At 72.5% G+C, this 24,398-nt stretch carries 15 protein-coding genes and 6 pseudogenes; 12 read left to right on the top strand and 9 right to left on the bottom strand.

Features of this window, described 5'->3' with window-relative positions:
• Positions 1–268: pseudogene (locus FF36_RS24235) on the top strand (IS1634 family transposase); the annotation flags it as partial.
• Positions 269–338: 70 nt separating this feature from the next.
• Here the strand turns inward: FF36_RS24235 and FF36_RS24230 are convergent.
• Together FF36_RS24230 and FF36_RS41560 are read right to left on the bottom strand one after the other, a co-directional pair.
• Complete coding sequence (locus FF36_RS24230) at positions 339–923, bottom strand: SDR family NAD(P)-dependent oxidoreductase (RefSeq protein ID WP_255355910.1); 585 nt, start codon at positions 921–923, stop codon at positions 339–341.
• Entirely contained in the window at positions 920–1,162 is a 243-nt protein-coding gene (locus FF36_RS41560; RefSeq protein WP_199865483.1) for an SDR family NAD(P)-dependent oxidoreductase, read from the bottom strand. Before FF36_RS41560 ends, FF36_RS24230 begins: the two co-directional genes overlap by 4 nt.
• Before the next feature lie 138 nt (positions 1,163–1,300).
• Between FF36_RS41560 and FF36_RS24225 the strand changes: the two genes are divergently transcribed.
• Positions 1,301–2,086, top strand: a complete 786-nt coding sequence (locus tag FF36_RS24225) for a TetR/AcrR family transcriptional regulator (RefSeq protein WP_199865482.1) — start codon at positions 1,301–1,303, stop codon at positions 2,084–2,086.
• A gap of 44 nt (positions 2,087–2,130) precedes the next feature.
• Here the strand turns inward: FF36_RS24225 and FF36_RS24220 are convergent.
• Positions 2,131–3,303, bottom strand: a pseudogene (locus FF36_RS24220) (ABC transporter substrate-binding protein).
• A 433-nt stretch (positions 3,304–3,736) separates the two neighbouring features.
• On the opposite strand from FF36_RS24220, the gene FF36_RS24215 reads away from it, so the two are divergent.
• From FF36_RS24215 to FF36_RS38885, 6 genes and pseudogenes are all read left to right on the top strand, one after another.
• Complete coding sequence (locus FF36_RS24215) at positions 3,737–5,065, top strand: FAS1-like dehydratase domain-containing protein (RefSeq protein ID WP_044887476.1); 1,329 nt, start codon at positions 3,737–3,739, stop codon at positions 5,063–5,065.
• 408 nt (positions 5,066–5,473) lie between these two features.
• A pseudogene (locus FF36_RS38900) lies at positions 5,474–6,985 on the top strand (branched-chain amino acid ABC transporter permease); the annotation flags it as partial.
• A 1-nt stretch (position 6,986) separates the two neighbouring features.
• Positions 6,987–8,372, top strand: a pseudogene (locus tag FF36_RS38895) (branched-chain amino acid ABC transporter ATP-binding protein/permease); the annotation flags it as partial.
• A 202-nt stretch (positions 8,373–8,574) separates the two neighbouring features.
• Positions 8,575–9,303: an ABC transporter ATP-binding protein gene (locus FF36_RS24205; protein WP_044887465.1), complete on the top strand. Its 729-nt coding sequence runs from the start codon at positions 8,575–8,577 to the stop codon at positions 9,301–9,303.
• 332 nt (positions 9,304–9,635) lie between these two features.
• Positions 9,636–10,182: pseudogene (locus tag FF36_RS40465) on the top strand (ABC transporter substrate-binding protein); the annotation flags it as partial.
• Between the two features lies 1 nt (position 10,183).
• Positions 10,184–10,919: ABC transporter substrate-binding protein (locus FF36_RS38885; RefSeq protein WP_242422803.1), on the top strand; the 736-nt coding region annotated here is incomplete at its 5' end.
• Between the two features lie 372 nt (positions 10,920–11,291).
• Here the strand turns inward: FF36_RS38885 and FF36_RS24195 are convergent.
• Positions 11,292–11,759: a helix-turn-helix transcriptional regulator gene (locus FF36_RS24195; protein ID WP_044887463.1), complete on the bottom strand. Its 468-nt coding sequence runs from the start codon at positions 11,757–11,759 to the stop codon at positions 11,292–11,294.
• Positions 11,760–12,291: 532 nt separating this feature from the next.
• Between FF36_RS24195 and FF36_RS35565 the strand changes: the two genes are divergently transcribed.
• From FF36_RS35565 to FF36_RS24180, 4 genes are all read left to right on the top strand, one after another.
• Complete coding sequence (locus FF36_RS35565; protein WP_157866981.1) at positions 12,292–12,447, top strand: hypothetical protein; 156 nt, start codon at positions 12,292–12,294, stop codon at positions 12,445–12,447.
• Between the two features lie 2,283 nt (positions 12,448–14,730).
• Complete coding sequence (locus tag FF36_RS24190) at positions 14,731–15,516, top strand: enoyl-CoA hydratase/isomerase family protein (protein WP_095212335.1); 786 nt, start codon at positions 14,731–14,733, stop codon at positions 15,514–15,516.
• 221 nt (positions 15,517–15,737) lie between these two features.
• Positions 15,738–16,535: a FadR/GntR family transcriptional regulator gene (locus FF36_RS24185; protein WP_044887462.1), complete on the top strand. Its 798-nt coding sequence runs from the start codon at positions 15,738–15,740 to the stop codon at positions 16,533–16,535.
• A gap of 308 nt (positions 16,536–16,843) precedes the next feature.
• Positions 16,844–18,547 (top strand): SpoIIE family protein phosphatase, encoded by a 1,704-nt coding sequence (locus FF36_RS24180; protein WP_242422801.1) that lies wholly within the window; start codon positions 16,844–16,846, stop codon positions 18,545–18,547.
• Positions 18,548–18,643: 96 nt separating this feature from the next.
• Here FF36_RS24180 and FF36_RS24175 read toward each other — a convergent pair whose 3' ends face one another.
• The 5 genes and pseudogenes from FF36_RS24175 to FF36_RS24150 all read right to left on the bottom strand — a co-directional run bounded on the left by FF36_RS24175 (position 18,644) and on the right by FF36_RS24150 (position 23,990).
• The gene (locus tag FF36_RS24175) at positions 18,644–19,117 is read right to left on the bottom strand and encodes a pyridoxamine 5'-phosphate oxidase family protein (RefSeq protein ID WP_044887460.1); all 474 of its coding nucleotides are present in this window, start codon (positions 19,115–19,117) and stop codon (positions 18,644–18,646) included.
• A 360-nt stretch (positions 19,118–19,477) separates the two neighbouring features.
• Positions 19,478–20,839, bottom strand: coding sequence for a M20/M25/M40 family metallo-hydrolase (locus FF36_RS24165; RefSeq protein WP_044887458.1), 1,362 nt, complete (start codon positions 20,837–20,839; stop codon positions 19,478–19,480).
• Positions 20,836–21,303: pseudogene (locus FF36_RS38880) on the bottom strand (GNAT family N-acetyltransferase); the annotation flags it as partial. The pseudogene FF36_RS38880 and the gene FF36_RS24165, both read right to left, overlap by 4 nt.
• Before the next feature lie 293 nt (positions 21,304–21,596).
• Complete coding sequence (locus FF36_RS24155) at positions 21,597–22,538, bottom strand: NADP-dependent oxidoreductase (RefSeq protein WP_044887456.1); 942 nt, start codon at positions 22,536–22,538, stop codon at positions 21,597–21,599.
• 192 nt (positions 22,539–22,730) lie between these two features.
• Positions 22,731–23,990, bottom strand: a complete 1,260-nt coding sequence (locus FF36_RS24150; protein WP_044887455.1) for an LLM class flavin-dependent oxidoreductase — start codon at positions 23,988–23,990, stop codon at positions 22,731–22,733.
• Positions 23,991–24,398: the final 408 nt, after the last annotated feature.

Raw genomic sequence — 24,398 nt, 5'->3', positions numbered from 1 at the left:
GCGCATCGACGGCCTCATCCACGTCATCTGCCTGGCCCTGCTCGTGTTCACCCTGATCGAACGCGCCGTCCGCCAGGCGATCGCCCCCGCCGAGAAGCTGCCCGGCCTCTACGCCGGCCGCCCCGCCCGGCCCACCGGCCGACTCATCCTCGAAGCCCTCGCCCCCCTGCGCCTGGTCCCCACCGCCGCCGGCCAGCCCGCCTACATCCCCAGACCCGGACCACTCCAACAGCACCTGCTCGACCTCCTCGGCATCGACCCCACCTAACCCCCATGACCCGAAAACAAGATCACAGGGGCCGGTCGGCGCAGCAGAATCCGAAGTGCGAAACACGGGGCTAGCTGCCCTGGGCCTCGATCGAGACCTGTTCCCACTGCGCCCAGGTGTCCAGCCGCTGCTGGTAGACCGCCTTGACGATCTGGGTGGGCGGGGTACCGAACAGCACCCGCAGCGGCGGGTTCTCGGCGTTGACAATCTTCAGTAGGGCCGCGCCGGTCGCTGCTGGGTCACCGATCGCGGACCCGGCGTTGGCGCGCCGCTCGGCCATCGCCTTGCGCAGGTTGTCGTAGGCCGGCGACGGGGCCGAGTGCACCGCCGAGGACCCCGCCCAGTCGGTGCTGTAGCCGCCCGGCTCGACGAGGGTGACCTTGATCCCGAAGGCGGCGACCTCCTGGGCGAGGGACTCGCTGAGCCCCTCCAGCGCCCACTTCGACGCGTGGTAGGCGCCGAGGGACGGGAAGGCGGCGATCCCGCCGATCGTGGAGATCTGGATGATGTGCCCGCTGCCCTGCGACCGCAACTGCGGCAGCACCGCCTGGGTGACCCACAGGGCGCCGAAGAAGTTCGTCTCGAGCTGGTCGCGGATGTCGCTCTCGGTGAGTTCCTCGACCGCGCCGAAGTGGCCGTAGCCTGCGTTGTTCACGACGATGTCGAGCCGCCCGAAGTGGGCGATCGCCGCCTTGACCGCGGCGCCACGGCGGCCCGGTCGGTGACGTCCAGCGCGAGCGGCAGTACGGCGTCACCGTGGGTCTGAGCCAGGTCGGCCACCGCGTCGATCTTACGGGCGGTGGCGACCACCTGGTCGCCGGCCCGCACCGCGGACTCCACGAACACGCGGCCGAAGCCTCTGGACGCTCCGGTGACAAACCAGATCCTGCTCATGGTGTTCCCTTCCCGGGTGCTGAGTTTGTCGCGGCCAGCCCGGTCTGATGTCTCGGCGGTGGCCGCTGTTCGCAACACCGTACGCCGGAAACGTCACTCGATGACAGGTCGGTCACGGCGTACCATCGGCGGATGATGATGGAGTCGCCTCCCGGCCTGCGGGAACGCACCCGCCGTGCCGTGCGCTCCGAGCTCATGACCGTGGCGATGAGCCTGTTCGCCGAGCAGGGTTACGACGCGACCACGATCGACCAGATCGCCTCCGCCGCCGGACTGTCCAAGCGCAGCTTCTTCCGCTACTTCGCGTCGAAGGAAGAGGTGATCCTGGTCAACTTCGAGACGTTCGGCCGGGCGCTCGCCGACGCCGTCGGGCGACGCCCCCCGCAGGAGGGCGCATGGCTGGCGCTGCGCCGTGCCTTCGACCTCATCGAGGAGCGCAACCGCCTCGATCCGGGGCGCACGTTCGTCCTGCTGCGGATGCTGCACGAGACCCCGGCGCTCAAGGCCGCGCACCTGGAGAAGCAGTCCCGATGGCGGGAGCTGCTGGTCCCCGAGGTCATCGATCGCCTCGCCCGCGTGGCCGCCCCGGCCCGGTCCGAACCCTCGCTCGGGTCTGACCCGTCGGTCGGGTCTGATCCGTCGGTCGGGTCTGATCCGTCGGTCGGGTCCGATCTGCCGGTCGAGTCGGATTCGTCGGCGGGGTTCGATTCGTCGGCGAGGGCGGAGCCTCTGACTGGTTCACCCGGTGCCGATGAGCGGGCCGGTGGAGTCGGTGGGGTCGAGCGGCGTGCTGCCGCGGTCGTCGCGGCCGCCCTGGCCTGCCTCGACGCCGCCCAGAGTGCGTGGTGTGACGCCGGCGGCCGGGCGTCGCTCGCGGCGCTGCTCGACGAGGCGATGGGCGCGGTCGCGCCCTTGCGCGCATGACCTTGCGCGCATGAGCCGGGCGGGTGATCGCCACGTTCCGGCGGTCAGTCCGGCAGGACCTTCCCGCAGAGCTGCTTCTGTGTCACCTCGAAGGCGGTTGCCGCGGCGTTCGCCCGGACGAAGGCGTAGCAGGTCTGCTGCCGGCCGAAGTCGTCCCTGATGCTGATCGGCGCGATCAGCCCGCGGGCGTTGTAGTTCGAGACGTTGTGCAGGTTGCGGATGAAGGAGGCGCGGGTCGGGCAGGTGCCGGCGTCGGCCAGGCCACGCAGGAACAGGTCGGTCTCGATGTAGGAGCGCAGCGCGAACTCCTGGTCGGGCGAGCTGAGCTGGGGCGCGTACCGGTGCACGGCGTTGCGGTACTCCTCCAGCGGTGGGCCGCCGGCCTCGAACGGCAGGAAGTACAGCGGGATCGACACCCCGGCCATCACCGGGCCGAGCTGCCGCAACAGGCCGGTGTCATACCCGGTGAACGACAGGGTGGACTTCGGGGCCGCGCCGGCTGACCGCATGGCCCCCAGGATCTCGGCGAGGGAGCGGGCGTCGAGCAGGCTGAGCACGACGTCGGTCCCCTCGGCGGCGAGCCGGCGGCCGGTGGTGGCGGGGTCGTCGACACCCTCGGTGTAGGCGAGCCCGGTCGCCTCGACGCCGGCGGCCCGCATGCTCCGGATGACCTTGTCGCCGAAGCTCGCCACGGCGCCGGACAGCGGCTGGATGAGCATGACGGCCTTCGTGCCGCCGCTCTGCCTGACGTAGGTGCCGAACGTGTCGATCGCGGACTCCGCCGAAGAGACGAAGGAGAACATGTTCCGTTACTGCGCCCAGACCGATTCCGCGTCGAGGCCGGTGACGGGAACGCCCTGCTCGTTGAGGTACCTCGCGCTACCGGAGGCGGCCACCGACGATATGATCAACCCGAAGACCCCGGTGTTCTCGACGAGGTCGCGCGCCACCCGCCCGTTCGTGTCCGGGTTCGCCTCGTCGTCGCGCCATTCGTAGGTGATGCGGCGGCCGTTCACCCCGCCCTCGGCGTTCGCGAGTCCCAGCCGGGCGTCGACGCCCGCGCGGGCCGCGGCGAAAACTGCCGATCCGACCCCGGTGTCCGGATAGATGAAACCCAGCTTGATCTGGTCTTTCGAAACTCCGGGGGAGTTACAGGGACCGTCGGCGTCCGGTGGGCCCGCCGTCGAGCATCCGACGCCCGCCACCAGCAGGCCCATGATGGCGGCGGCCACGCCTAAGCGGCCCTTGCGGGATGAAGACACAGAGTCCCCTCAAGTCGATGGCCGCGCCGACTCTGGTGCTCGGCGATCGGGTGCGCGAGGTCGTTCCCCTGTCATGCCTCGCCGCATCGGGGCCGCCCGGCGAGTGGAGCGATCCGCGAGGCCGGAAGATCCGTCATGACATGGATAACTTAGTAAACCTCGATCGACCGTGCGGCAACAGTCGTCCTATGCCGGGCAGTCATGCCCCGACTGTCGGGATGCGAGCTCCAGCCGAGCCTCGCCGGGCAGGGAGTGGCCTCGATGCGCCTTCCTTGGGATGTGCGCCGCCCCGGGAGCGCGTTGACCGGGCCGGAGGGGTCGTCCCCGGTGTCGCTGGGACTCCGCGGGAGAGGGGGACGTGGACATAGTTATCTGTTATAACTAGGTGGTGGATGAGAGTGCTGAGCGCTTCGGTGTCCTGACGGACGCGGCCTTCGAGCGGTCGCGCAGGCGGATCGGGGTTCCGCAGCCCCTGCCGAACCCGCCGCACAACTACGAGGTGACCTGGGACGCCTCCCGGCACTTCGCCTACGGCTACGGGGACGACAACCCGCTGTACTGCGATCCGGACTACGGCAAGGGCACCCGGTGGGGGACGCTCATCGCGCCGCCGACCTTCCTGTACACGGTGGGTGAGGACGCGGCGCCCAGGCCCGACCCGGAGACGAAGGCGTTGCTCAAGGGCGATCCGTTCGCGGGCCTGGGTTCCTACCAGGCGGTGATGGAGTTCGAGTGGTGGCGGCCGTTCGCCCTCGGTGACCGGGCGCGTTGCCTGCGTACCCAGGTCGGGGTGGTGGCGAAGCCCAGCTCCTTCGGGGGGCGCACCGCGCACGTCACCCACGACTTCATCTTCGCCAACCAGCACGGCGAGCCCACCTGCCTGCAGCGCGGCACCTGGATCAACGCGGAGCGGCACACGTCGCGGGAGCGCAAGAAGGAGCACGATCTGCCGGAGCCGTACTCGGCGGAGCAGTTGGCGGAGATCGACGCCCTGTACGCGGCGGAGTCGCGGCGGGGTGGGCAGCCGCGGTATTTCGAGGACGTGGTGGTGGGGGAGGAGCTGCCGACGAAGGTGAAGGGTCCGTTGACGACGACGGATGTGGTGGTGTGGCACCTGGGCTGGGGAATGCAGCTCACTCCGCCGGGTGCGTTCCGGTTGGCCCACCGGGTGCGGGCGAAGGCCCCGGGGCTGTATCCGGCGAACGCCCTGAACATTCCGGACACGGTCCAGCGGTTGCACTGGGAACCGGCGCGGGCGCAGGAACTGGGGTTGCCGACGTCGTACGACTACGGCGCCATGCGGGAGACGTGGCTGTGTCATCTGCTGACGGACTGGATCGGCGACGAGGGCTGGCTGTGGAAGCTTTCGGTGCAGCACCGCCGGTTCAACTTCGTGGGGGACACGACCTGGTTGAAGGGGCGGGTGACGGACAAGCGGCAGGTGTCCGGGCCAGACGGGTCCGAGGCCCGCGGCGAGGGGGGGATCCGCGGCGAGGGGGGGATCCGCAACGAGGGGGGGATCCGCAACGAGGTCGAGATCGAGGTGTGGGCGGAGAACCAGCGGGGGGTGACGACGTCGCCGGCGAAGGCGGTGGTGCTGCTGCCGAGCCGGACGGGTGGCCAGGTCGTCCTGCCCACCCCGCCGGCCGACTCGGCCGAGGGCATCGTCCGCCACGAGATGGACCGCATCGCGGCGGAGGCGGCCGCCGAATCCTGACGTTCCCCGCACCGTGAGACGTCCCCGGCGGGCGAAGGCTGGTCCTTCGCCCGCCGGGGACGTTCGCCGTTTCGGGGCCGGTTGCCCCTGCCTCGCTCCGGTCCTGGGCCCCCGGGCGGGCGTGGCACAACGGATCACCGCTTGACCAGGTCGACCACCTAGTTTACAAAGATAGCGGTGTGCCGCACGTCTCACCGGTCGTCGACCGGATGCGTCGAGCCCCGACGTGCCGAAGGGCTGACCCGTCCCGCTCGGATCGTCGCGCCCCCCTGACCGAACCGGTAGGCCACCCGCACCCGGCGGTCCGTCCCGCGGCGTCGGGGTCGGCGCGTCAGGCCGCCCGGACCCACCTGCACTCGATCACTTCGCGGCTGTGCCGACGGAGGGTGAGGGGAGACATCGCCCGCGATGACTCAACACATAGTCTTCCTGCTACTCGGGCTGGGGAGCGGAGCCGTCTTCGGGGCGCTCGCGCTCGGCCTGGTGGTCACGTATCGCAGTTCGGGTGTGGTCAACTTCGCCACCGGCGCCATCGCCCTGTACACCGCGTACACGTATGCGTTCCTGCGCAGGGGTGAACTGCTGCTGCCGATCCCCGGCTTACCGAAGACCGTCTCCGTCGGCTCCGACTGGGGCCTGTGGCCCGCCCTGGGCGTCTCGCTGGTCATCGCCGCGTTGCTCGGGGTCCTGCTCTACGTGCTGGTGTTTCGGTGGCTGCGCACCGCGCCGCCGGTCGCCAAGGCGGTCGCCTCGATCGGTCTGCTCATCGTCTTCCAGGCGCTGCTCGCCCAGCGGGTCGGCACGACGCCCGTGTCGGTGAAGCGGATCCTGCCCAGCGACAGCTACACGATCGGCGACCTGCGCATCCAGGGCGACAAGCTGTGGTTCGCCCTGACGATCGTCGTCCTCGCGCTCGCCCTCGCCGGCGTGTTCCGCTTCACCCGCTTCGGCCTGGCCACCCGGGCCGCCGCCGAGACGGAGAAGGGCGCGCTGGTCACCGGCCTGTCGCCGGACCGCATCGCGCTGGCGAACTGGGCCATCGGTGCGGTGGTCGCCGGCCTGTCCGGCATCCTGATCTCACCGATCGTGCCGCTCATCCCGGTCTCCTACACCCTGTTCATCGTGCCGGCGCTCGCCGCCGCCCTGGTCGCCGGCTTCAACTCCCTGGGCCTCGCCGTCGGCGCCGGCCTGCTCATCGGGATGGTGCAGTCCGAGCTGCAGTACCTGCAGTCCCAGCACTCCTGGCTGCCGCAGCAGGGCCTGGGCCAGCTCGTCCCGCTCGTCGTCATCCTGGCGTACCTGGTCCTGCGCGGCCGGCCGCTGCCGACGCGCGGCATGCTCATTCGCGCCAACCTCGGCCAGGCGCCCCGGCCGCGCCACCGGCTGCTGAACGTCGTCATCCCGGCCGTCGTCGCGGTCGTGCTGCTGGTCGTCACCTCGGGCTCGATGCGGGCCGCGGTCGTCACCTCGATGCTGCTCGGCATCGTCACGCTGTCGTTGGTGGTCGTCACCGGGTACGCCGGCCAGGTCTCGCTCGCGCAGCTCACCCTCGCCGGGGTCGGCGGCTTCCTCGTCAGCCGGATGACGACCGACTGGAACATTCCGTTCCCCGTCGCCCCGTTGCTCGCCGCGCTCGGTGCGATGATCATCGGGGTCGTCGTCGGCCTGCCCGCGCTGCGCATCCGCGGCCTTCCGGTCGCCGTGGTGACACTCGCCCTCGGGATGGCGGTCGAGTCGATCTGGTTCCGCAACCCGGACGTCAACGGCGGGACCGGCGGCGCGAAGGTCGCCGACCCGAAGCTGTGGGGGCTCAACCTGCGCATCGGCGCGGGCGAGAACTACCCCCGCATCCAGTTCGGCCTGCTCTGCCTGGTGGTCCTCATCCTCGTCGCGCTGGCCGTCGCGGAGCTGCGGCGCAGCNGCCTCGGCGCGGCCATGCTCGCCGTGCGCGCCAACGAGCGCTCGGCGGCGGCCGCCGGCATCGACGTCGCCCGGATCAAGATCGCCGCCTTCGCGATCGGGTCGTTCATCGCCGGCCTCGGCGGCGCGCTGATGGCCTACCAGCAGACCCTCGTGGACGCGGAGTCCTTCTCCGTCGTCGGTGGTCTGGCCCTGTTCGCCACCGCCTACCTCGCCGGGATCACCTCGGTCTCCGGCGGTCTGCTCGCCGGCGTCCTCGGCGCGGGCGGGCTGTTGTTCGTCGCGCTGGACAAGGCGGTCGATCTCGGTAGCTGGTACCAGGTCATCACGGGTCTGGCCCTGGTCCTGTCCGTGCTGCTCAACCCGGAGGGCGCCGTCGGCCCCGTCCACGCCTGGTGGTCAGGTCAGCGGGCGAAGCGGCTGCGCGCCGAGCCGCCGGTCCTGCCCACCGCCGACGCCATCCCGCCGACCATCCCCGCCGAGCCGGCCGCGGTCTCCGAGCCGGCCGCGGTCTCCGAGCCGGCCCCGGTCTCCGGGTCGGTGCCGGCTTCCGGGTCGGTGCCGGTCGCGGCCGATGCCGTCGCGGCGGCGGCGACCGCCGACGCCGAGCGGATCCTGCTCACCCTGCGCGGAGTCGGGGTGCAGTACGGCGGCGTGCGGGCCGTGCAGGACGTCAGCCTCGACTTCGGCCACGGCCAGGTCATCGGTCTGATCGGCCCCAACGGCGCGGGTAAGACCACCCTGATCGACGCGATCAGCGGCTTCATCACCGCCACCGGCGAGGTCGAGTTCGAGGGCTACCGGCTCGACGGGCTCAAGCCGCACCACCGGATCCGCCGGGGCCTGGGCCGCACCTTCCAGGGCATCGAGCTGTACGAGGACCTCTCGGTCGCCGAGAACGTCTCCGTCGGCGAGGCCGCGGCCCGCGGCGGCGGTGGCCGGCTACCCGCCGATCACGCCGACCATCTCGACCGGCTCTACCGCGCGTTGCAGCTCCACGAGGTCCGCGACCGCCCCGTCCGCGAGCTGTCGCAGGGTCACCGCCAGCTCGTCTCGATCGCCCGGGCGCTCGCCGGCCGGCCGCGGGTGCTCCTGCTCGACGAACCGGCCGGTGGCCTGGACAGCACCGAGAGTCTCTGGCTCGGCGAGCGGCTGCGGGAGGTGGCCCGCACCGGGGTGACGATCGTGCTCGTCGACCACGACATGAACCTCGTGCTCGGCGTCTGCGACCGGATCGTCGTGCTCGCCCTCGGCGCGGTGATCGCCAGCGGCTCGCCTGAGGAGATCAAGAACCATCCGGCGGTCACCGAGGCCTACCTCGGCAGCACCCCCGTCGCGTCGCAGCCCTCGGTGCCGGCCGGAGCGGTCGCCGGTTCCGTGGTCGCCGNCCCCGCGGCGGCAACCCCCGCGGCAGCCGGAGCCCCCGTGACCGCCGATTCCGCCGACGCCGACGCCGACGCCGACGCCGGAGTGAACGCCGACGCCGAGGCCCAGGCCGGCACCGGCACCGGCACCACTGCTTCCACCACTGCTTCCACCACGGCGACTCCGCCCGGACCGTCCGCATCGCTGGAGAAGGAGAGCGTCGGTTGAGCGTCCTGCTGCAGACCCGCGGGCTGAACGCGGGATACGACCGGGTACCGGTGGTGCGCGGCTTCGATCTGACGCTGCGTGAGGGCGAGGTCGTCGCCCTGCTCGGGCCGAACGGCGCCGGCAAGACCACGGTCCTGCTGACGCTCGCCGGGCTGCTGCCCACGCTCGGCGGCGAGGTAGCCGTGCACGGGCAGGGCGTGAACCGGGCCAGCCCGCGGGCGCTGTCCAGGCTCGGCGTGGTGCTCGTGCCCGACGACCGGTCCCTGTTCACCACGTTGACTTCCCGGGAGAACCTCCAGCTCGGGCGGGTCAAGGGCGGGCTGAGCGTCGACGAGGTGCTGGACTACTTCCCGGCGCTGCGCAAGCGGCTCGATGTCCGGGCTGGGATGCTCTCCGGCGGGGAGCAGCAGATGCTCGCCATCGGGCGGGCGCTCGTGCAGCGCCCGCGCATCCTGCTGATCGACGAGCTCAGCATGGGTCTCGCCCCGGTGATCGTGCAGGAGCTCCTGCCGGTCGTGCGGGCGGTGGCCACGGACACGTCGGCGGCGGTGGTGCTCGTCGAGCAGCACGTGCACCTCGTCATGGGCATCGCCGACCACGCGATCGTGCTCGCCCACGGCGAGGAGGTGCTGTCCGGGCCGGCGGCCGAGCTGCGGGCGAAGCCCGAGCTGCTGGAACGGGCCTACCTCAGCGAGCGGCACGCCCCGCGGGAGACAGCCGCCTGAGCGTGGCGAATCGCCTTCGTCGCGTCCCCGGCCCCGGCCCGGCTTTCACCGTCCTGGCCGTTCGGCAACACATCTCGGCGTCTGCTGGCCCGTTCCGGCGCCTGCGGCCGTACCCACCGGAGAGCCGTCTCCGGGTGAAGGCCGCGCCCACGAACTCGGTTTGCTTGACGAACCGCGTGATCACTAACATAGTGCACTAAGTCATCTTAGGAATTCTTGTGGGGTCTGCGGTCGTCGCGCCGGCGAGGGGCACCCGGCGATCGGCCGGGCCGCCCGACCGGCGGGGATACCCCGCCATCTGCGGGACGGCCGGACGGTGAGAGGGAGGAACAGTGGGCGCGAGGAACGGGTACTGGCACGGCGGACGCCGCGGCGTGCGGGCGGGATCGGCGTTCTTGGTCCTCGGCCTGGCCTTACTTCCGGCGGCCTGCGGCAGCGGGAGCGGCGGCGGCGACGCGGGCAGCTCGTCCGGCCCCACCGCGTCGACCGCGACGCTCCCGCCGGGTACGAAGGCGGCGGGTGCGCCGGTGAAGATCGGTTTCATCACCGCGGAGGGCGGCAGCGCGGTGTCCCTGCCCGAGGTCCGCGAGGGCGCCCAGGCGGCCACCGCCTACGCCAACGACTACCTCGGCGGCATCGGCGGGCGGCCCATCCAGCTCGTCGTCTGCAAGTCGCAGGAGGACGCGGCCTCCGCCCGGACCTGCGCCAACGAGATGGTCGAGCAGAAGGTCACCGCGGTCGGCACCGGAACCACCGGCTTCGGCGACACCCTCGTGCCGATCATCGCCGGGGCGAAGATCCCGTATGTCACGGGCACCGCGACCGCCGGCTCCGAGTTCGCCACCGATGGCGTGTTCTCCTGGACCGGAGCCTTCCCCGNCACGCTGGGCACGATGGCGAGCTACGCGAAGGAGAAGGGCTACAAGCGGGTGGCGCTGTTCGTCACGGACGTGCCGGCCGCGATCACCGGGGCGAACGCCCTGGGCAAGCCGGTGTTCCAGAAGTCCGGCGTGGACCTGGACGTCATCTCCATCCCGCGGGGCACGGCCGACGCCACCTCCCAGGTGACCTCGGCGATCGGCAAGAAGCCGGACGCGCTCGCCCTCGTCGGCGACGCCACCCACTGCACCTCGGTGTTCAAGGCCTTCCAGGCCGTGGGTGCGACCCAGCCGAAGTTCGTGATCCAGCCGTGTGTGTCGAAGACCGTCGACGACGCGGCGCCGGGCCAACTCGACGGCTCGATCCTGTTCACCCCGTCGGACACCGACTCCGACGACACGGAGGCGAAGCTGTACCGCACGGTGATGGCCAGGTACACGCCGAAGACGCAGACCGACGGCTATGCGGTCACCGGCTACCAGACGGTCCTCGGCCTCGCACGGGCGCTCAAGGGCATCAGCGGCGACGTCACCCCGGCCTCGGTGACCTCCACCCTGAAGACGGCCAGGAACATCGCGATGCCCGCCGGTCACGGGCTGACGTTCTCCTGCGACGGCAGTGCCATCCCGAGCCTGAAAGCGCTGTGCTCGGCCAGCTCCGTCGAGGCGACCCTCAAGGGCACCAGGGCGACTGACGTCCGGACGGTCGACGCGGCGAGCCTGTTCGCCGCCGGCTAGGCAGATCCGTCATACCCGACGGTGCCATCCGGGCACCGACGACCGGGGCTCGGATCGGACGATGACGTCCGATCCGAGCCCTTTTTCAGGTTCCGGAGTGGTCGCGATCCGGCATGGAGGGAGTGCCGGAGCGGGCCGACGGATCGCGGCAGGGCCCGGAGGGAGCAGTGCCGGGCGGTGGCTGCGGTGGCCCGTCGGTGGTGGCGCCTGACAGCGCCGGTGCTGCTTGCGGCACTGTGGTGCCAGTGTTGCGGGTGTCGGTGTTGCGGGTGTCGGTGTTACGGGTGTTGGTGGTGTGGGTGTCGGTGGTGCGGTGCTGGGGCGGCGTCGGCGGTGGGAGTGAGCCGCCATGCCGACCCGATCGGCGTCCGTTCAGTCCAGTAGGCCGATCTGCCGGGCGGTGTGCACCGCCGCGGTCCGGTTCCGGACGCCCATCTTGCGCATGATGCTGCGCATGTAGGTCTTGACCGTCTCGGCCCGGATGGTGAGCTGCTCAGCCGCCTCGACGTTGGAGCACCCCGTGGCCACCAGAGTGAGCACCTCCATCTCACGCAGGGTGAGGCGGAAGGGCGGTGGCTTCGCCGGGCTCTGCACCACCGGCTCGCTGCGTAGCAGTGAGTAGATGCGCAGGATCTGGCGTCGCAGGTGGGGTGTCGTGAGCTGCGCGCTGAGCTCCAGCAGCTCGATCTGGGCCAGGCGAACCCGTTCCCGCTGGGTCCGCACGTCGGTCGGTTGGTTGTCGGCGGAGAACGGACCCGACGCTCGGTCGAAGCCGGCGGCGGTCATCGTCCGGTGCAGGCGCACCTGCACAGCGGACGAGTCCGAAACCACTGGGCCCATCGTGCTCCTCTCCCTGTCCACTCCGGTTTACCCGACCACTCCGGATGAGGATCACCGGCTCATCGCCGGCAGTCCGGCAGATTCATCCGAGGGTCGGGCAGGGGATCAGCCGTACACCACCTTTGTGGGTGGCCATGCATGGCCCGACCCCGGGTGAAGTGGCGCGCCGCCACACCAACTCCCTCCGGGCTCGGCATGCCTTCGCCGGCCCCACTGTCGGCTACATCGAAAAGGTTATCCCGCCGCCCGCCCATGCCGTCAATGCCGCCCGCTCCGATGTGCGAGAACTGACTCTCGTGGCGTCGGTGAGCCCCAATGAGGATCCTGATCCCCTCCCCCGAACGGGGGTCCGCCCGCTGCGGCTGATCGAGCCGCCGGTCGCACGTCCCATCGGTTTGCGGGGGGTACGGAAGGAGATTCATGGGGCCACCTGGACGGGCGGGTTGCCGGCGCGATGGCCGGCGACGAAAACTGCTCTGCCAGGTTATCCGATGAGCCCCCGTGTTTATTAGGCGGCCCGGGGGCGGTCGAGGTGGGCGGATGCACGGGAATCCGCCTGCTGCCACCCCTGGAATGGGTGGCACTGGCCGCAGTCCTGATCTTCGGGGAGATCCCCGAACTCCGCCATCCGGACCGCGGCGGTTACGGCGACATCTACTACGCGGCCGCGGTCCGCTCGGGTGCGTAGTTCGTAGCACATCCAGGTGTTCGATGCTCCCCACCCGGCCAACTTCAGCGTCCCCGACCGCCGATCAAGGCGGCCGGCAGGCGGATGCCCGGCCGGAGCCCGGCCGGCCGACAGCGCGACGAGCACGGCTGTCCGCCCGCCCGCCTCCTGCCCGGGCGGTCCGTGCTCGCCGCCGGTGGAGCGGGGGCCCGGTGGCCCCCGGCCTCGCGTTCGACCCGGCGGGCGGCTTGCCGAGCCCGCGGTCGACGTCGCCGGCCCGCCCTTCGCGGACGATTGCAGGATCGTTGCAGATGCCCTTTCGCCGGGCCTTCACCCCCGCCTTGCCTCGCGTGCGCAGATCAATGTTGCGGCCCGGCATCGCCGGATCCTCTCGGTTGTCGGCCAGCAGTGGGATCGACACCCGTCCACCGAGGTGGAGAATTTCCGTGTCGGCCGAAGTCGACGCCCATGCGGGCCGTCGAGATTCGCCCGCACGGTTCAGGACAGGGAGATGGTTCCTGAATTCGACCTGGGCCGTCAGCTCGGATATATTGCCGTCCTGAAACCGCGCAGAACGACGTACCGAAATCGGCGGAAAAAGGAGCACGGATTAGCTTTGCGTGACCGTCGACCGGTCGCCGACGACATCATCCGGGGCCGAGTTCATGGCCCGCCTCGGGTGGCGGGTTGGCACGGCCCGTGCATGTTTTCGTACTTGCCTCGTGGTTGGCTCACGTGTTTTTCTCGGATGATTCGCGAGGCCGATCGTCTCGAGTTTGTCCACCGCTGGAACCGCCGCTGTTCAGGAACCGGCAGATCGGCTGTTGAATGCGGGTCGCGGTGATGCGGTCAGGTTGCCCCCGGCCCCGGCCGGAAAAACGTCTCTCGCCGCCACGGCAGGCGGCTGCGCAGGTTCTCCGGGACGTCGGGACACGGGTTCAGAGCTGCGCGGGACGACCTGGCCCGTGCGTTGCCGCCGCAGGTCGACGACTTTCGCGGGTTCAGCGGCCCCCGGTCCGACGCCGGCTGGCGGGGCCGTGCCCGCAGGTGGATCGGCGAGGCGCACCAGGACCGGGCGGCTGGCCGGGAGCCGAGTTCAACGACGCCGACCCAACGCCGGCGGACCGGGAACACGACGGGCTCCGTTGCGCATCTTCGCTGGTCAGGGACATGGCAGGGGGGCCGCCGGGCCGGCGGCGGCGCGGCTGTCAACCGTGGTGGAGGGCTCGGCGCGGTCCCGCGGTGGTCCTGGGAACGCTCGCCGTGTCGGCACCCGTCGTCCGACGCCGTGTCTCGGACGTCCGTGCCGTCCAGAGAGGTCAGGTCGACCTTTCCGGCTGTCCTGGCGCCGCGCGCTCGTGGGAATCAACGGGGCCAGCCGGCGGCTCGTGTTCCGTCCTCCCCGTCCGGCAGTGGGATGTCCGTCGGTTCGCCGCCGGGTCGCGATGGTGTGCGCGGCGGCCTGATCAACCCGGCGGTGGCGCCCGCATTCNCCCCCCCGTCGTGGCGGGTCCCGCCGCTGCCCCCGGAGTTTGTCGCCGTGCTGGTCAGCGACCTTTCGACCATCATCTTCCGGGAGGTGGTCCGGCGGGTGTGGAGGTTCGATCCGGGGTCTGTCTGAGTGTCTGTCGCGTTCCGGGTGGGGCGACGTCGAGAATTCGGCGTCGAGTGGGGCGGAGATCGGTTCGACGGGTGGAATCGGCGCATGCGGCGATAGTGGGGCCCGCAATCCGGGGTGTTCCCGGGTCGGCGGTGCGACGCGTGGTGTCACTGGGTTGTCCCCTCCTTGTGATTGTGTGGTCACGTCGGTCGAGACACGGACGATGGTGGGCCCAGGGACGCGGACCGCATGATCGTCGGTCTTGTGTGCATCGCGGGAAGTGGGTNCCCGGCGTGACGCCGCGGCGCCGACGCGCGCTTTGTCCGGGGCATCGAATGGCCGGGTGATGGCCTCGATGACGCCGCCGATCCCGGTGGGCACGCACCATGAGCTCCGGCCTGAGGGGAGTTCGGCGCGCGGCCGGTTGTGGTGCGCGGGGGCGGTCCCGGGCTCGGGTCGGGGTGGCTCGGGAACGGTCCGGGTGGGCGGGGTGGACGGCGGAGTCGGCACGATCGACCGCGTTGCTCGGGTCGGCCGCTCGGGTCCCTGTGCGTCCGTGGCGCGGAGACGGCCTGGTGGGCTATCCTCGTGCACTAAGTTAGAGATGTCGGAGGGTGTGCTGCCCAACCCGGCTACGTCCTCGCCGTGCCGGCCGGGCCGGGTCGGGGGTCCTACGGCCACCCCGATGACGAGGAGGCAACGAGATGCCAGCCGAGGTACCCGCGCTGACGAGCGTCCTCGCCACGCTGGGTGATGATCACGTTCTCACCCTCACGCTCAACCGGCCCGACCGGCTCAACTCGTTCAACCAGGAGGTGCTGGACGACTTCCGGGCGATCTGGGACTTCGCCGCCGTCACCGACGACGTACATGTCGTCGTCCTGCGGGCGCAGGGCGAGCGCGCCTTCAGCACCGGCGTCGACGTGGTCGAGGGCTACGACCTCGCGAAGGAGCCCCTCAAGCAGGTGGACCCGGCCGCCTACCTCTCCCCGAAGTTCAACCAGTGCTGGAAGCCGCTCGTGTGCGCGGTGCACGGCATGGCCGCGGGTGGGGCGCTGTACTGGCTGAACGAGGCCGACATCATCATCGCCGGTGAGGACGCGACCTTCTTCGACCCGCACGTCACCTTCGGCATGACCGCGGCGTTGGAGCCGATCGGGCTGGCCCGCCGTATCCCGATCGGCGAGGTGCTGCGCATGGCGCTGCTCGGTAACGACGAACGGATGTCGGCCAGGCGTGCCCACGAGATCGGTTTCGTCAGCGAGGTCGTCCCCCGTGACCGGCTGTGGTCGCGGGCGCAGGACATCGCGGAGCGCATCGCCCGCCACCCGACCGTGGCGGTCCAGCAGACCGTGCGGGCGATCTGGGAGTCCCTGGACTCCACGCGGACGCAGGCCCTGCGCACCGGCCTGCTCTACGTGCAGGTCGCGACCCCACCGGGCACGTCACGCACCCAGCCGGCGACCCGCGGCGGGTATGAGGTGCGGTAATGGTCACGTCGCCAGGCGCGCCCGCCGCCCGGTCCGATCCGGCAGGTATCGTTTTGCGACCGGGCGCGCATCACGGGTTACCGGGGCCGCAATCACCTCAAAGCTAACTAGGTTTACTCTGTAGTAGCATGGACGCGGAGCCGTGATCCCGCGGCCCTGACCGGGATCGCGGCGGTGGTTCGCAGCGTCCGACATTCCATGCAACGCGAGGAGTCGATCCCATGGCCGCGCCGGTCTTCTCTCTGCCGGAGGGTCGGTCCGGGGCGGACGTGCGGTCCCCGAAGACAGCCGAGCTGCTCACCCGCAGGCTCCGGCGGATGATCGTCACCGGGGAACTGCGCGACGGCGACTATCTCCCCCGCGAGGCCGAACTCATGGCCCACTTCGGGGTCTCCCGCCCGACGCTGCGCGAGGCCGTGCGGGTGCTGGAGGCCGAGTCCCTCGTCGAGGTCCGCCGCGGCTCCCGCACCGGCGCCCGCATCCGGGTACCGGGCCCCGAGATGGTCGCCCGCCCGGCCGGGCTACTGCTCGCCGTCGCGGGCACCACCCTCGGTGAGGTGCTCATCGCGCGCCTCGGGATCGAACCGCTGGCCGCGTGGCTGGTCGCCGACCGGGGTTCCGACGACGCGATCGAGGCGCTCGTCGCGGCGCTCGACGAACTGACCGCCAAGCTGGCCCAGGACGTGAGCGGTGCCGCTGTCGGGGCGGGCTTCGCCCGGTTCCACGAGGTCGTCGTCGAGCAGTCCGGCAACCGCGCGCTCGTGGTCACGGCCGGCATGATCCAGGAGATTCTCGCGCGGCACATGGCGACCGCGACGAGGACGCACTACGAGTCCGAGCCGGACGAGGTGCAGTTGCAGTACCGCCGGGCGGTCCGGGCCTACGAGAAGCTGATCAGCCTGGTCCGGGCCGGCGAGGCGGACGAGGCGGAGCGGTTCTGGCGGCGCCACCTGATCTCCGCCAACGAGTCGCTGCTGCGCGGGTTCGACGCGGCCGGCGTCATCGACATCCTCGAGTAGCCCCGCGCGCAGCGGGGCCCATCCCCGGTCCCGCCGGCGCGAGCGCCCTGGCCGGGCGGGCCGATCGGATGCGGAGCCCAAAGTGTGCCCAGCGGTGCGCCGGGGGAGGATTACCCGGGCGGGCCGGAGCATCGGTTTCCCGGCCCGCCCAACGCGCGGCCGTGGGCCGGGCGTCGATGCGCGGGGAGGGCGGCGCAAAGGTGGGACTGCGGGCAGGTCGCGCGGTCCGTGCGCTGCGGGGCCGCGGGCCGGGACGGAGCCGGTCGACGGGCCCGTCTTACCAGGCCGCGGGGCCGTCACCGGCAGGCGTGGGCGGCGCCGGAGCCGGACGCACCGCCCCGGCCGGCCGGGCGGCGGTACGTCCCACGGCCGAAGTCGCCGATCTGTCGCTGACCCTGGCCGGCGCCGAGATCGGGGTGTGGAGCTGGGAGCCGGCCAGCGGTCAGCTCGTCTGCGACGAACAGGCGGCCGCGCTGTGCGGTCTGGCCCCAGACGAGTTCGACGGGACCATCGACGCCGCCCTCGCCATGGTCCACCCGGAGGACCTGGCGGGCGTGCGCACGACCCTGTCGGACGCCGCCCGCACCGCCGGCGCCGTCCTGGAGGAGTATCGGATCCTGCGTCCGGACGGCTCGATCCGCTGGGTCCAGGCCCGTGGGGCCATGGTGCGGGACGAGACGGACGGCGCGGCGCGGATGGTCGGGCTGGTCGGCGACGTCAGCTCGGTGCAGGCGGATCGCGACGGCGCGGGCCCCGGGTCCACCACACTCTGGCGCGCCGCCCGCCTGCTCGACCTCACCCACGCGATCGGGCAGGCCCTGACCGTCGACGAGCTCGGCGACGTGGTCGTGCAGACCGCCGCCGCCGACCTCGGGATCGTGTTCGCGGCGGTCATGCTGCACGGCGACGACGGCGAGCCGTACCGCAGCATCGTGCACCCGGCGACCTCGCCGGTCCTCGCGATGTGGCAGGCCCTTCCGATCCGCGGGCCGGCCGCCGCCGCCGACGTCGTGCGCGACCGGCGGCCCCGCTACCACCCCAGCCGGGCCGAGTACCTCGCCGACTACCCGGACCGGGACCAGACGGTGCGGGTCCTCGGGCTGAACGCCTGTGCCCACCTGCCGCTGGTCGTCTCCGGTCGGCTCATCGGCGTCCTCGTGCTCGTCTGGGACGTGCCCCGCGACTTCGACCCGAGCGATCAGGCGTTCCTGCAGACCCTCGCCGGGATCTGCGCCCACGCCTTCGAGCGGGCCCGGCTGTACGAGCGCCAGACGACGCTGGTCACCGTCCTGCAACGGGCGATCCTGCCGCAGCGGCTGCCCGATCCGGCCGGAGTGCGACTCAGCGCCCGGTACCTGCCGGCGAGCCGGGACGTCGGCATCGGCGGCGACTGGTACGACGCCATCGTGTTGCCGGACGGCGCGCTCATGGTCGTCGTCGGGGACGTCGGCGGCCACGGCCTCGGCGCGATCGCGATCATGGCGGAGCTTCACCAGGCCACCCGGGCGTACGCGCTGCAGGGCCGGAGCCCGGCGGAGATCACCACCCAGCTCGCCGCGAACCTCGCCGGCGAGGGCGACGAGACGCTGGCCACCGCCGTCGTCGCCCATCTCACCCCGGGCGAGCGGCGGTTGACCTGGTCCAGCGCGGGACACCCGCCGCCGCTGCTGATCGCCGGGTCGTCCACGCGCTACCTCGAACAGGTACACGGCCCGATTCTCGGCGCGGCGCCAGGCCACCGGTACGGACAGAGCGAGCTGCCGCTGCCGCCCGGCTGCCGGCTGCTGCTCTACAGCGACGGGCTGGTGGAACGGCGGGGGGCGTCCCTGTCGCTGGGCCTCGACGCGTTCGCCGCCGCCGCGAGCGCCGGGACCGCACCCGGCCCCGACCCGGCCGGTGGGCCCGGGCCCGGCGGTGGGCTGGAGAACCTGTGCGACGGGATCCTCGCCGAGATCACCGCTCCCTCCGGGCGCGACGACGACGTCTGCCTGCTCGCCATCGGCCTGGACTGACACCCGCTCGCCCAGCCGGTCGGCGCTGGCCCGTCACAGGGAGTGGCCCGCCTGGGTCGGGCGCGTCAGGGCCAGGCGCGTCAGGGAGCGGGCGCGTCAGGAGTGGGCGACGACCCGGCCGGTCATCGACTCGGGCAGGATGCGCACCCAGTGCGGGTGCTCGATGCGGTCCGCCCACGGGGCGAGCCCGGTCTTCTCCAGCCTGGCCAGGGTCTGCTGATCGGTGACCGCCACCGCCCTGCCGTTGATCAGAACGCTCCAGCCCGCGCGGGCCACCGGGTCATGGCCGTCGACCTCGAATCCGACGGCGTCCTCCTCGAGCGCCGCGGCCAGCTTGGAACCGGTGGCCGTGCGGAACGCGATGGCGTCCCCGTCCAGCACGTAGTTCACCGGCAGGACGAGGATCTCCCCGTCCGCGCGGAAGGCGACCCGGCCCACCTGCTCGCCGGCGAGCAGCCACAGGCAGGTGGCCGCGGGCAGGACACCACCCCCGGCATGGTCGAGGGTGACGGTGGTCTTGTCACTGGCGCTGGCGGTGAAACCTGGCGCGCCCACACTCGTCGATGTCATCGTGTGTTCCCCTCGTCCGCTGGTGGGCGTCCGGACCGACGGGGCGCCCGGACCGCTTCGGCGATGCCCGGTTCGACGGTAGATCGGTGCGCATCGGGAGATCAGGGCCGATCGTCGTCCGCCCGCCGGGCCCTCCGGCACGGCCGTGCCCGTCCGGTTGGTGCGGTGCCGGTGCCGGTGCCGTGCGCGGTGCCGGTCCTGTGCACGGTGTCCGTCCTGTGCGCGGTGTCCGTCCAGCGCCCGGTGTCGGTCCAGCGCCCGGTGGTCAGCGCCGTGCCCGGCGCCGACATCCCAGTCCTACCCGGGCAGGCGGGGGATGCGCACGGTCGACCGGGGCGGATCCGTGGTCGCGCGGTGCGGTCAGCAGGTCCGCAGCAGCCGATCCAGCACGCGGGTGCCGAACTCCAGGGCCGCGACGGGGACCCGTTCGTCGACCCCGTGGAACAGGGCGCTGAAGTCCAGCTCCGGCGGCAGGCGCAGCGGCGTGAATCCGAGGTGGCGGATCCCCAGCCGCTGAAACGACTTCGCGTCCGTCCCCGCGGCCAGCAGGTAGGGCAGGACGCGCGCGCCCGGGTCCTCCGCTTCGATCGCCGCTTCGATCGCCGCCACCAGGGCGCCGTCGAAGCTCGTCCCGACCGGCGGCAGGGTGTCCCATTCGGCCAGCACCCGCGGGCCGAGCACCTCGACCAGCTCGCGGCCGAACGCCTCCTCCCGCCCGGGCAGAAACCGGCCGTCCACGGTGGCGCGGGCCGTGGCGGGCACGACGTTCGACCGGTACCCGGCGTCGAACAGGGTCACGTTCGCCGTGTCCCGCAGCGCCGCTCCGACCAGGCGCGCCAGCGGGCCGAGGCGGTCGACGGCGGCCTGCGGATCGGCCTCGTCGAACGGGGCCCCGGTGATGTCCGCGATGCCGGTGAGCAGCGCCCGGATCGGATCGGTGAGCACCAGCGGGAAGCGGTGGGCGTCGAGGCGGGCGACGGCCGCTGCCAGAGCCGCGATCGCGTTGTCGTCGTGCAGCATCGAGCCGTGCCCGCCGCGGCCGCGGGCCGCCAGCCGCAGCCACATGCTGCCCTTCTCTGCCGTCTGGACCAGGTAGGCGCGCACGTCCTCGCCGGTGGTGGTGGAGCCGGGGGTGGTGGAGCCGAGGGTGACGGAGAAGCCGCCGACCTCGCCGATCGCCTCGGTGGCGCCCTCGAACAGATCGGGACGGTTGTCCACCAGCCAGCGAGCCCCGTACCAGCCGCCGGCCTCCTCGTCGGCGACGAACGCGAAGATCAGATCGCGCGGCGGGGTGACCCCCTCCCGGCGCAGGCGGCGTGCCACCGCCAACATGATCGCCACCGCGCCCTTCATGTCGACGGCGCCGCGCCCCCACACGTAGCCGTCGCGCACCTCGCCGGAGAACGGGTGGACCGTCCAGTCGGCCGCGTCCGCCGGGACGACGTCGAGGTGACCGTGCAGGAGCAGGGCGCCCCGCGACGGGTCGGCGCCGGTCAGCCGCGCGACGACGTTGCCGCGCCCGGGTGCGCCGGACTCCACGTAGGTGACGTCGTAGCCGACGTCGGCCAGCCGGCCGGCCACGTACTCGGCCGCGGGCCGCTCGGTGCCCCGGGCATGCGGGTCGCCGTGGTTGCTGGTGTCGAAGGCGATGAGGTCGCTGGCCATCGCCACCGCCTCGCCGGCGGCGACCCGCTGACCGGCCGATGTGTCGGCACCGCTCATACCGCCGGCTCGTCCGCGCCGGCGCCCGGGCGCGCGGCGAGCGGCCCGTCGGCCTGGGCGGGCACAGGCACGGGCACGCCGCCCGGGACCCGGGCGGCGCGGAAGGTCACGGTGCGCCGCTGCCGGAAGCCGAGGGTCTCGTAGAGACGGATCGCGTTCGTGTTCGTCGCGGCGGCGTGCAGGAAGGGGATCTCACCGCGGGCGCGGATCCCGGCGGCGACCGCCCGCACGAGCCGGGACGCCAGCCCCGTCCCCTGATGATCCGGATCGGTGCAGACGGCACTGATCTCGGTCCAGCCCGGTGGGTGCAGCCGCTCCCCGGCCATGGCGACCAGCGCCCCGCCGCGGCGGATGCCGAGGTAGGTGCCCAGCGCGATGGTGCGGGGCAGGAACGGGCCCGGGCGCGTGCGGGCCACCAGGTCGAGCATCTCCGCGACGTCCGCCGGACCGAGGCGTACCGCGTCNTCGTCGTCGACCGCATCGATCCCGGCGTCGATCATCTGGACCCCCGGGCCGAAGCCGACCTCCTCCCACCCAGGCGGCACGGCCGCGTCGACGCCGGTGAACGGCACCAGGGCGCCCGGACCGAGCAACGCCGCCAGGTCCCGCCAGGTGTTCTCGTCCGGCTCGTCCGGCAGGGCGATGAACGGGCAGACGTCCGCCGGATAGCGCAGCACCTCCCCACGCCGCTCGGCGAGGTGCGCGTGCGGGCCGAGCAGGGCCGAGCGGGCGGGGTTGTCCAGGACATGCCGGGTCGTCACCCGGCGACCTCGATCACGATCTTGCCGCGGGCGTGACCGGTCTCCACCGCCCGCAGGGCCGCGTCCGCCCGGTCCAGCGGGTAGACGTCGCTGACCTGGGGGTCCAGCACCCCGGCCGCGACGAGGCCGGCGACGGCGTCGAGCACGTCCGCGTTGCGGGCCCGCTGCACGGCCACCCCGCCGAGGCGGGTGACCGTCGCCGTGTCCGCGGCCGTGACCAGGCGCGGCGGGGCGTCGGCGGCGGAGGCCGGCGGGGTGAGCACCCCGGCGATCTCCTCGAGCGCCGCACCGCCGACGAGGTCGTAGACCGCGTCGACGCCCTGCGGCGCGACCGTGCGGACCCGGTCGACGACGCCCGGGCCCGGCTCGACCCAGGCGACCCCGAGGGACTCGACGAGGTCCTTCTTCCCGGCGCTCGCCGTGCCGACGACGGTGAGCCCGGCGTGCCGGGCGATCTGCGCGGCGGCCACGCCCACCCCACCGCCGACGCCGGTGATCAGCAGGGTCGCGCCCGGCGGCAGCGCGAACTGGTGCACGCCGTCATAGGCGGTCGCCGCCGCGACCGGCAGGGCGGCCGCGTCGCGGAAGCTCACCGCGGCCGGCTTGTGCGTGGCCAGCGCGGCCGCGAGCAGGGTGTACTCGGCGTAGGCGCCGCCGACCGTGATCCCGAGGACCTCGTCGCCCACCGCGAATCCCGCCACCTGCGGGCCGACGCCGGTGACCACGCCGGCCGCCTCCAGCCCCAGCACGACGGGGAACACCGGGTCGGGCAGGCCGGGTATCGAGTAGCCGTCGCGCAGCTTCCAGTCCGCGGGGTTGACGCCCACCGCGCGCACCGCGATCGCGAGCTGACCCGGGCCGGGCTCGGGCGCCGGCAGATCGGTGAACGTCTCCACCTCGGGGCCGCCGTTCGCGGTATAGACGTATGCCTTCGGCACCGCAGTCCATCCCTTCGTCACTGGTCGACGTCAACGGACCGCCGCACAGTCCTGGCCAACGGTCCTGTCCAACGATCCCGCTTCAACGGTTCGCTTCAACAACGGCCGGCGCCGTGGCCTTCCGCATCGTCAGCCGGGGCGCCGGACCCGTCACCGCGCCGCCCGGTTCGGCCCCGATCGCCCCGGGACGCCTCAGCCGTGGCGGCGGGCCCACTCCGCGGCCAGCAGCTCGTAGGAACGCACCCGGTCGGCGTGCCGGTGGGTGATCGTGGTGACGGCCAGCTCGTCCGCGCCGGTCGCCGCCGCGAGCTGTTCGAGCCGGTCGGCGACGGTCGACGGGGAGCCGACGAGCTGGGTGGCGACCCGGTCGGCGACCAGCTCCCGATCGTCGTCGCTCCACGTGTGCGCGGCGGCCTGCTCGGGAGTGGGGAACGGGATCGCGCCCGCGCCGCTGCGGATGCTGCGGACCCACAGCCCGTAGCCGGCGGCCAGCCGGGCCGCGCTGGCGTCGTCCTCACCGACGACGACGTCGGCGGACACCGAGACGTACGGGGCGGCGAGATCCGTCGACGGCTCGAACGCCGCCCGGTACGCCTCGACCGCGTCGAGCACCGTGCTGGGGCTGTGATGGTAGGACGCCGCGAAGCGCAGCCCCCGCGAACCCGCCACGGACGCGCTCGACCCTCCGGACGCCCCGAGGATCCACACCTCCAGCGCCGCGCCGGCCCCGGGCCAGGCGCTGGCCGTCTGGCCGTCCGCGGTGTGGTAGGTGTCGCGCAGCAGGGCGAGGACGTCGTCGACCTGGTCGGCGTACTCCGGGGTGTAGGCGCCCGGCTGCTGCAGCAGCGACAGGGTCACCCCCAGCCGGGGGGAGCCGAGCAGCCGGCTGAAGTCGAACCGGCGGGGGATCAGCAGGCCGTTGGCGGCCCGCTGCTCGGTGCTGTGGTCGACCCCGCCGAGGCTGGCCTGGTAGGCGGCCGCCGCGGCCGTGACGAGGGCCGGGGCCGGGGTGGGTGTTGCTGCGCCGTCCCCGGGTCCGCCGTCTCCGGTTCCGCCGTCCGCGCCGGCCGGGGACGAGCCGTTGCGGGGCGCGCCGTTCGTCGGTGCCGGCCGGCCCGGTGAGCGGCCGATGCCGAGGTCCAGGCGGCCGGGGTGCAGCGCGTCGATCAGCCCGAACTCCTCGACGACGGACAGCGGGGTGCGATGCCCGCTCTGCACGCCGGCCGAGCCGAGCCGGATCGTCGACGTCGCCCCGGCCACCAGCGCGATCGCCACCGCGGGGGACACGCCGAGCAGGCCGGGGTTGAGGTGATGCTCGGCGAACCAGTACCGCCGATAACCGAACTCCTCCGCCTGCCGGGCCAGGTCGACGGTGTTGCGTAGCGCGTCGTTCGGGGTGTCACCGGCGCTGACCGGAACGAGATCGAGGACGGCCAACGGGATGTCTGCCATGTCTGGCCTTTCGGTCGAGGCGGGTGGGGCTGGTGCCGGCGCCGGGCCGCTCCCGCGGTGGGCCCCCGCCCGAGCCGTGGGCATCGTCCCGACAGCCGTCCGGGTGGGTTCCGCGCGGTGGTGTGGGATGCCGGCCGGAGACCGGTGCGGCCCTGGCGATCCGGGCGGTCCAGTCGGCGGCCGCCGATCCGGCGGGTCCCGCGCTGTCGGGCCCTGGCCGATCGTGTCGCGGGGCTCCCCGGCCGGCGGCCTGGACCCGCGGGACGGTCCGGAGCGGTCGGATGAGGCGGTGCGGCGCGGCGGAGCGGACCGTGACCGAGGCTGCGGCCGCGATGCGGCGCAGGCGGACCGCGGGATCGGACCGGTCAGGGAGCGGGACAGCGACTGCTGGACGAACGGCGCAGATCG

Origin of the sequence: Frankia torreyi (assembly GCF_000948395.1) — a bacterium.
GTDB lineage: Bacteria > Actinomycetota > Actinomycetes > Frankiales > Frankiaceae > Frankia > Frankia torreyi.
The sequence above is the reverse complement of the archived record's forward strand: the minus strand, read 5'-3'. Positions and strand labels throughout refer to the sequence as shown.

Bases quoted from the DNA above. Each gene is read 5' to 3' on its own strand.
- FF36_RS41560 (WP_199865483.1), bottom strand. From the start codon at position 1,162: ATGAGCAGGATCTGGTTTGTCACCGGAGCGTCCAGAGGCTTCGGCCGC.
- FF36_RS24225 (WP_199865482.1), top strand. From the start codon at position 1,301: ATGGAGTCGCCTCCCGGCCTGCGGGAACGCACCCGCCGTGCCGTGCGC.
- FF36_RS24195 (WP_044887463.1), bottom strand. From the start codon at position 11,759: ATGGGCCCAGTGGTTTCGGACTCGTCCGCTGTGCAGGTGCGCCTGCAC.
- FF36_RS24190 (WP_095212335.1), top strand. From the start codon at position 14,731: ATGCCAGCCGAGGTACCCGCGCTGACGAGCGTCCTCGCCACGCTGGGT.
- FF36_RS24185 (WP_044887462.1), top strand. From the start codon at position 15,738: ATGGCCGCGCCGGTCTTCTCTCTGCCGGAGGGTCGGTCCGGGGCGGAC.
- FF36_RS24175 (WP_044887460.1), bottom strand. From the start codon at position 19,117: ATGACATCGACGAGTGTGGGCGCGCCAGGTTTCACCGCCAGCGCCAGT.
- FF36_RS24165 (WP_044887458.1), bottom strand. From the start codon at position 20,839: ATGAGCGGTGCCGACACATCGGCCGGTCAGCGGGTCGCCGCCGGCGAG.
- FF36_RS24150 (WP_044887455.1), bottom strand. From the start codon at position 23,990: ATGGCAGACATCCCGTTGGCCGTCCTCGATCTCGTTCCGGTCAGCGCC.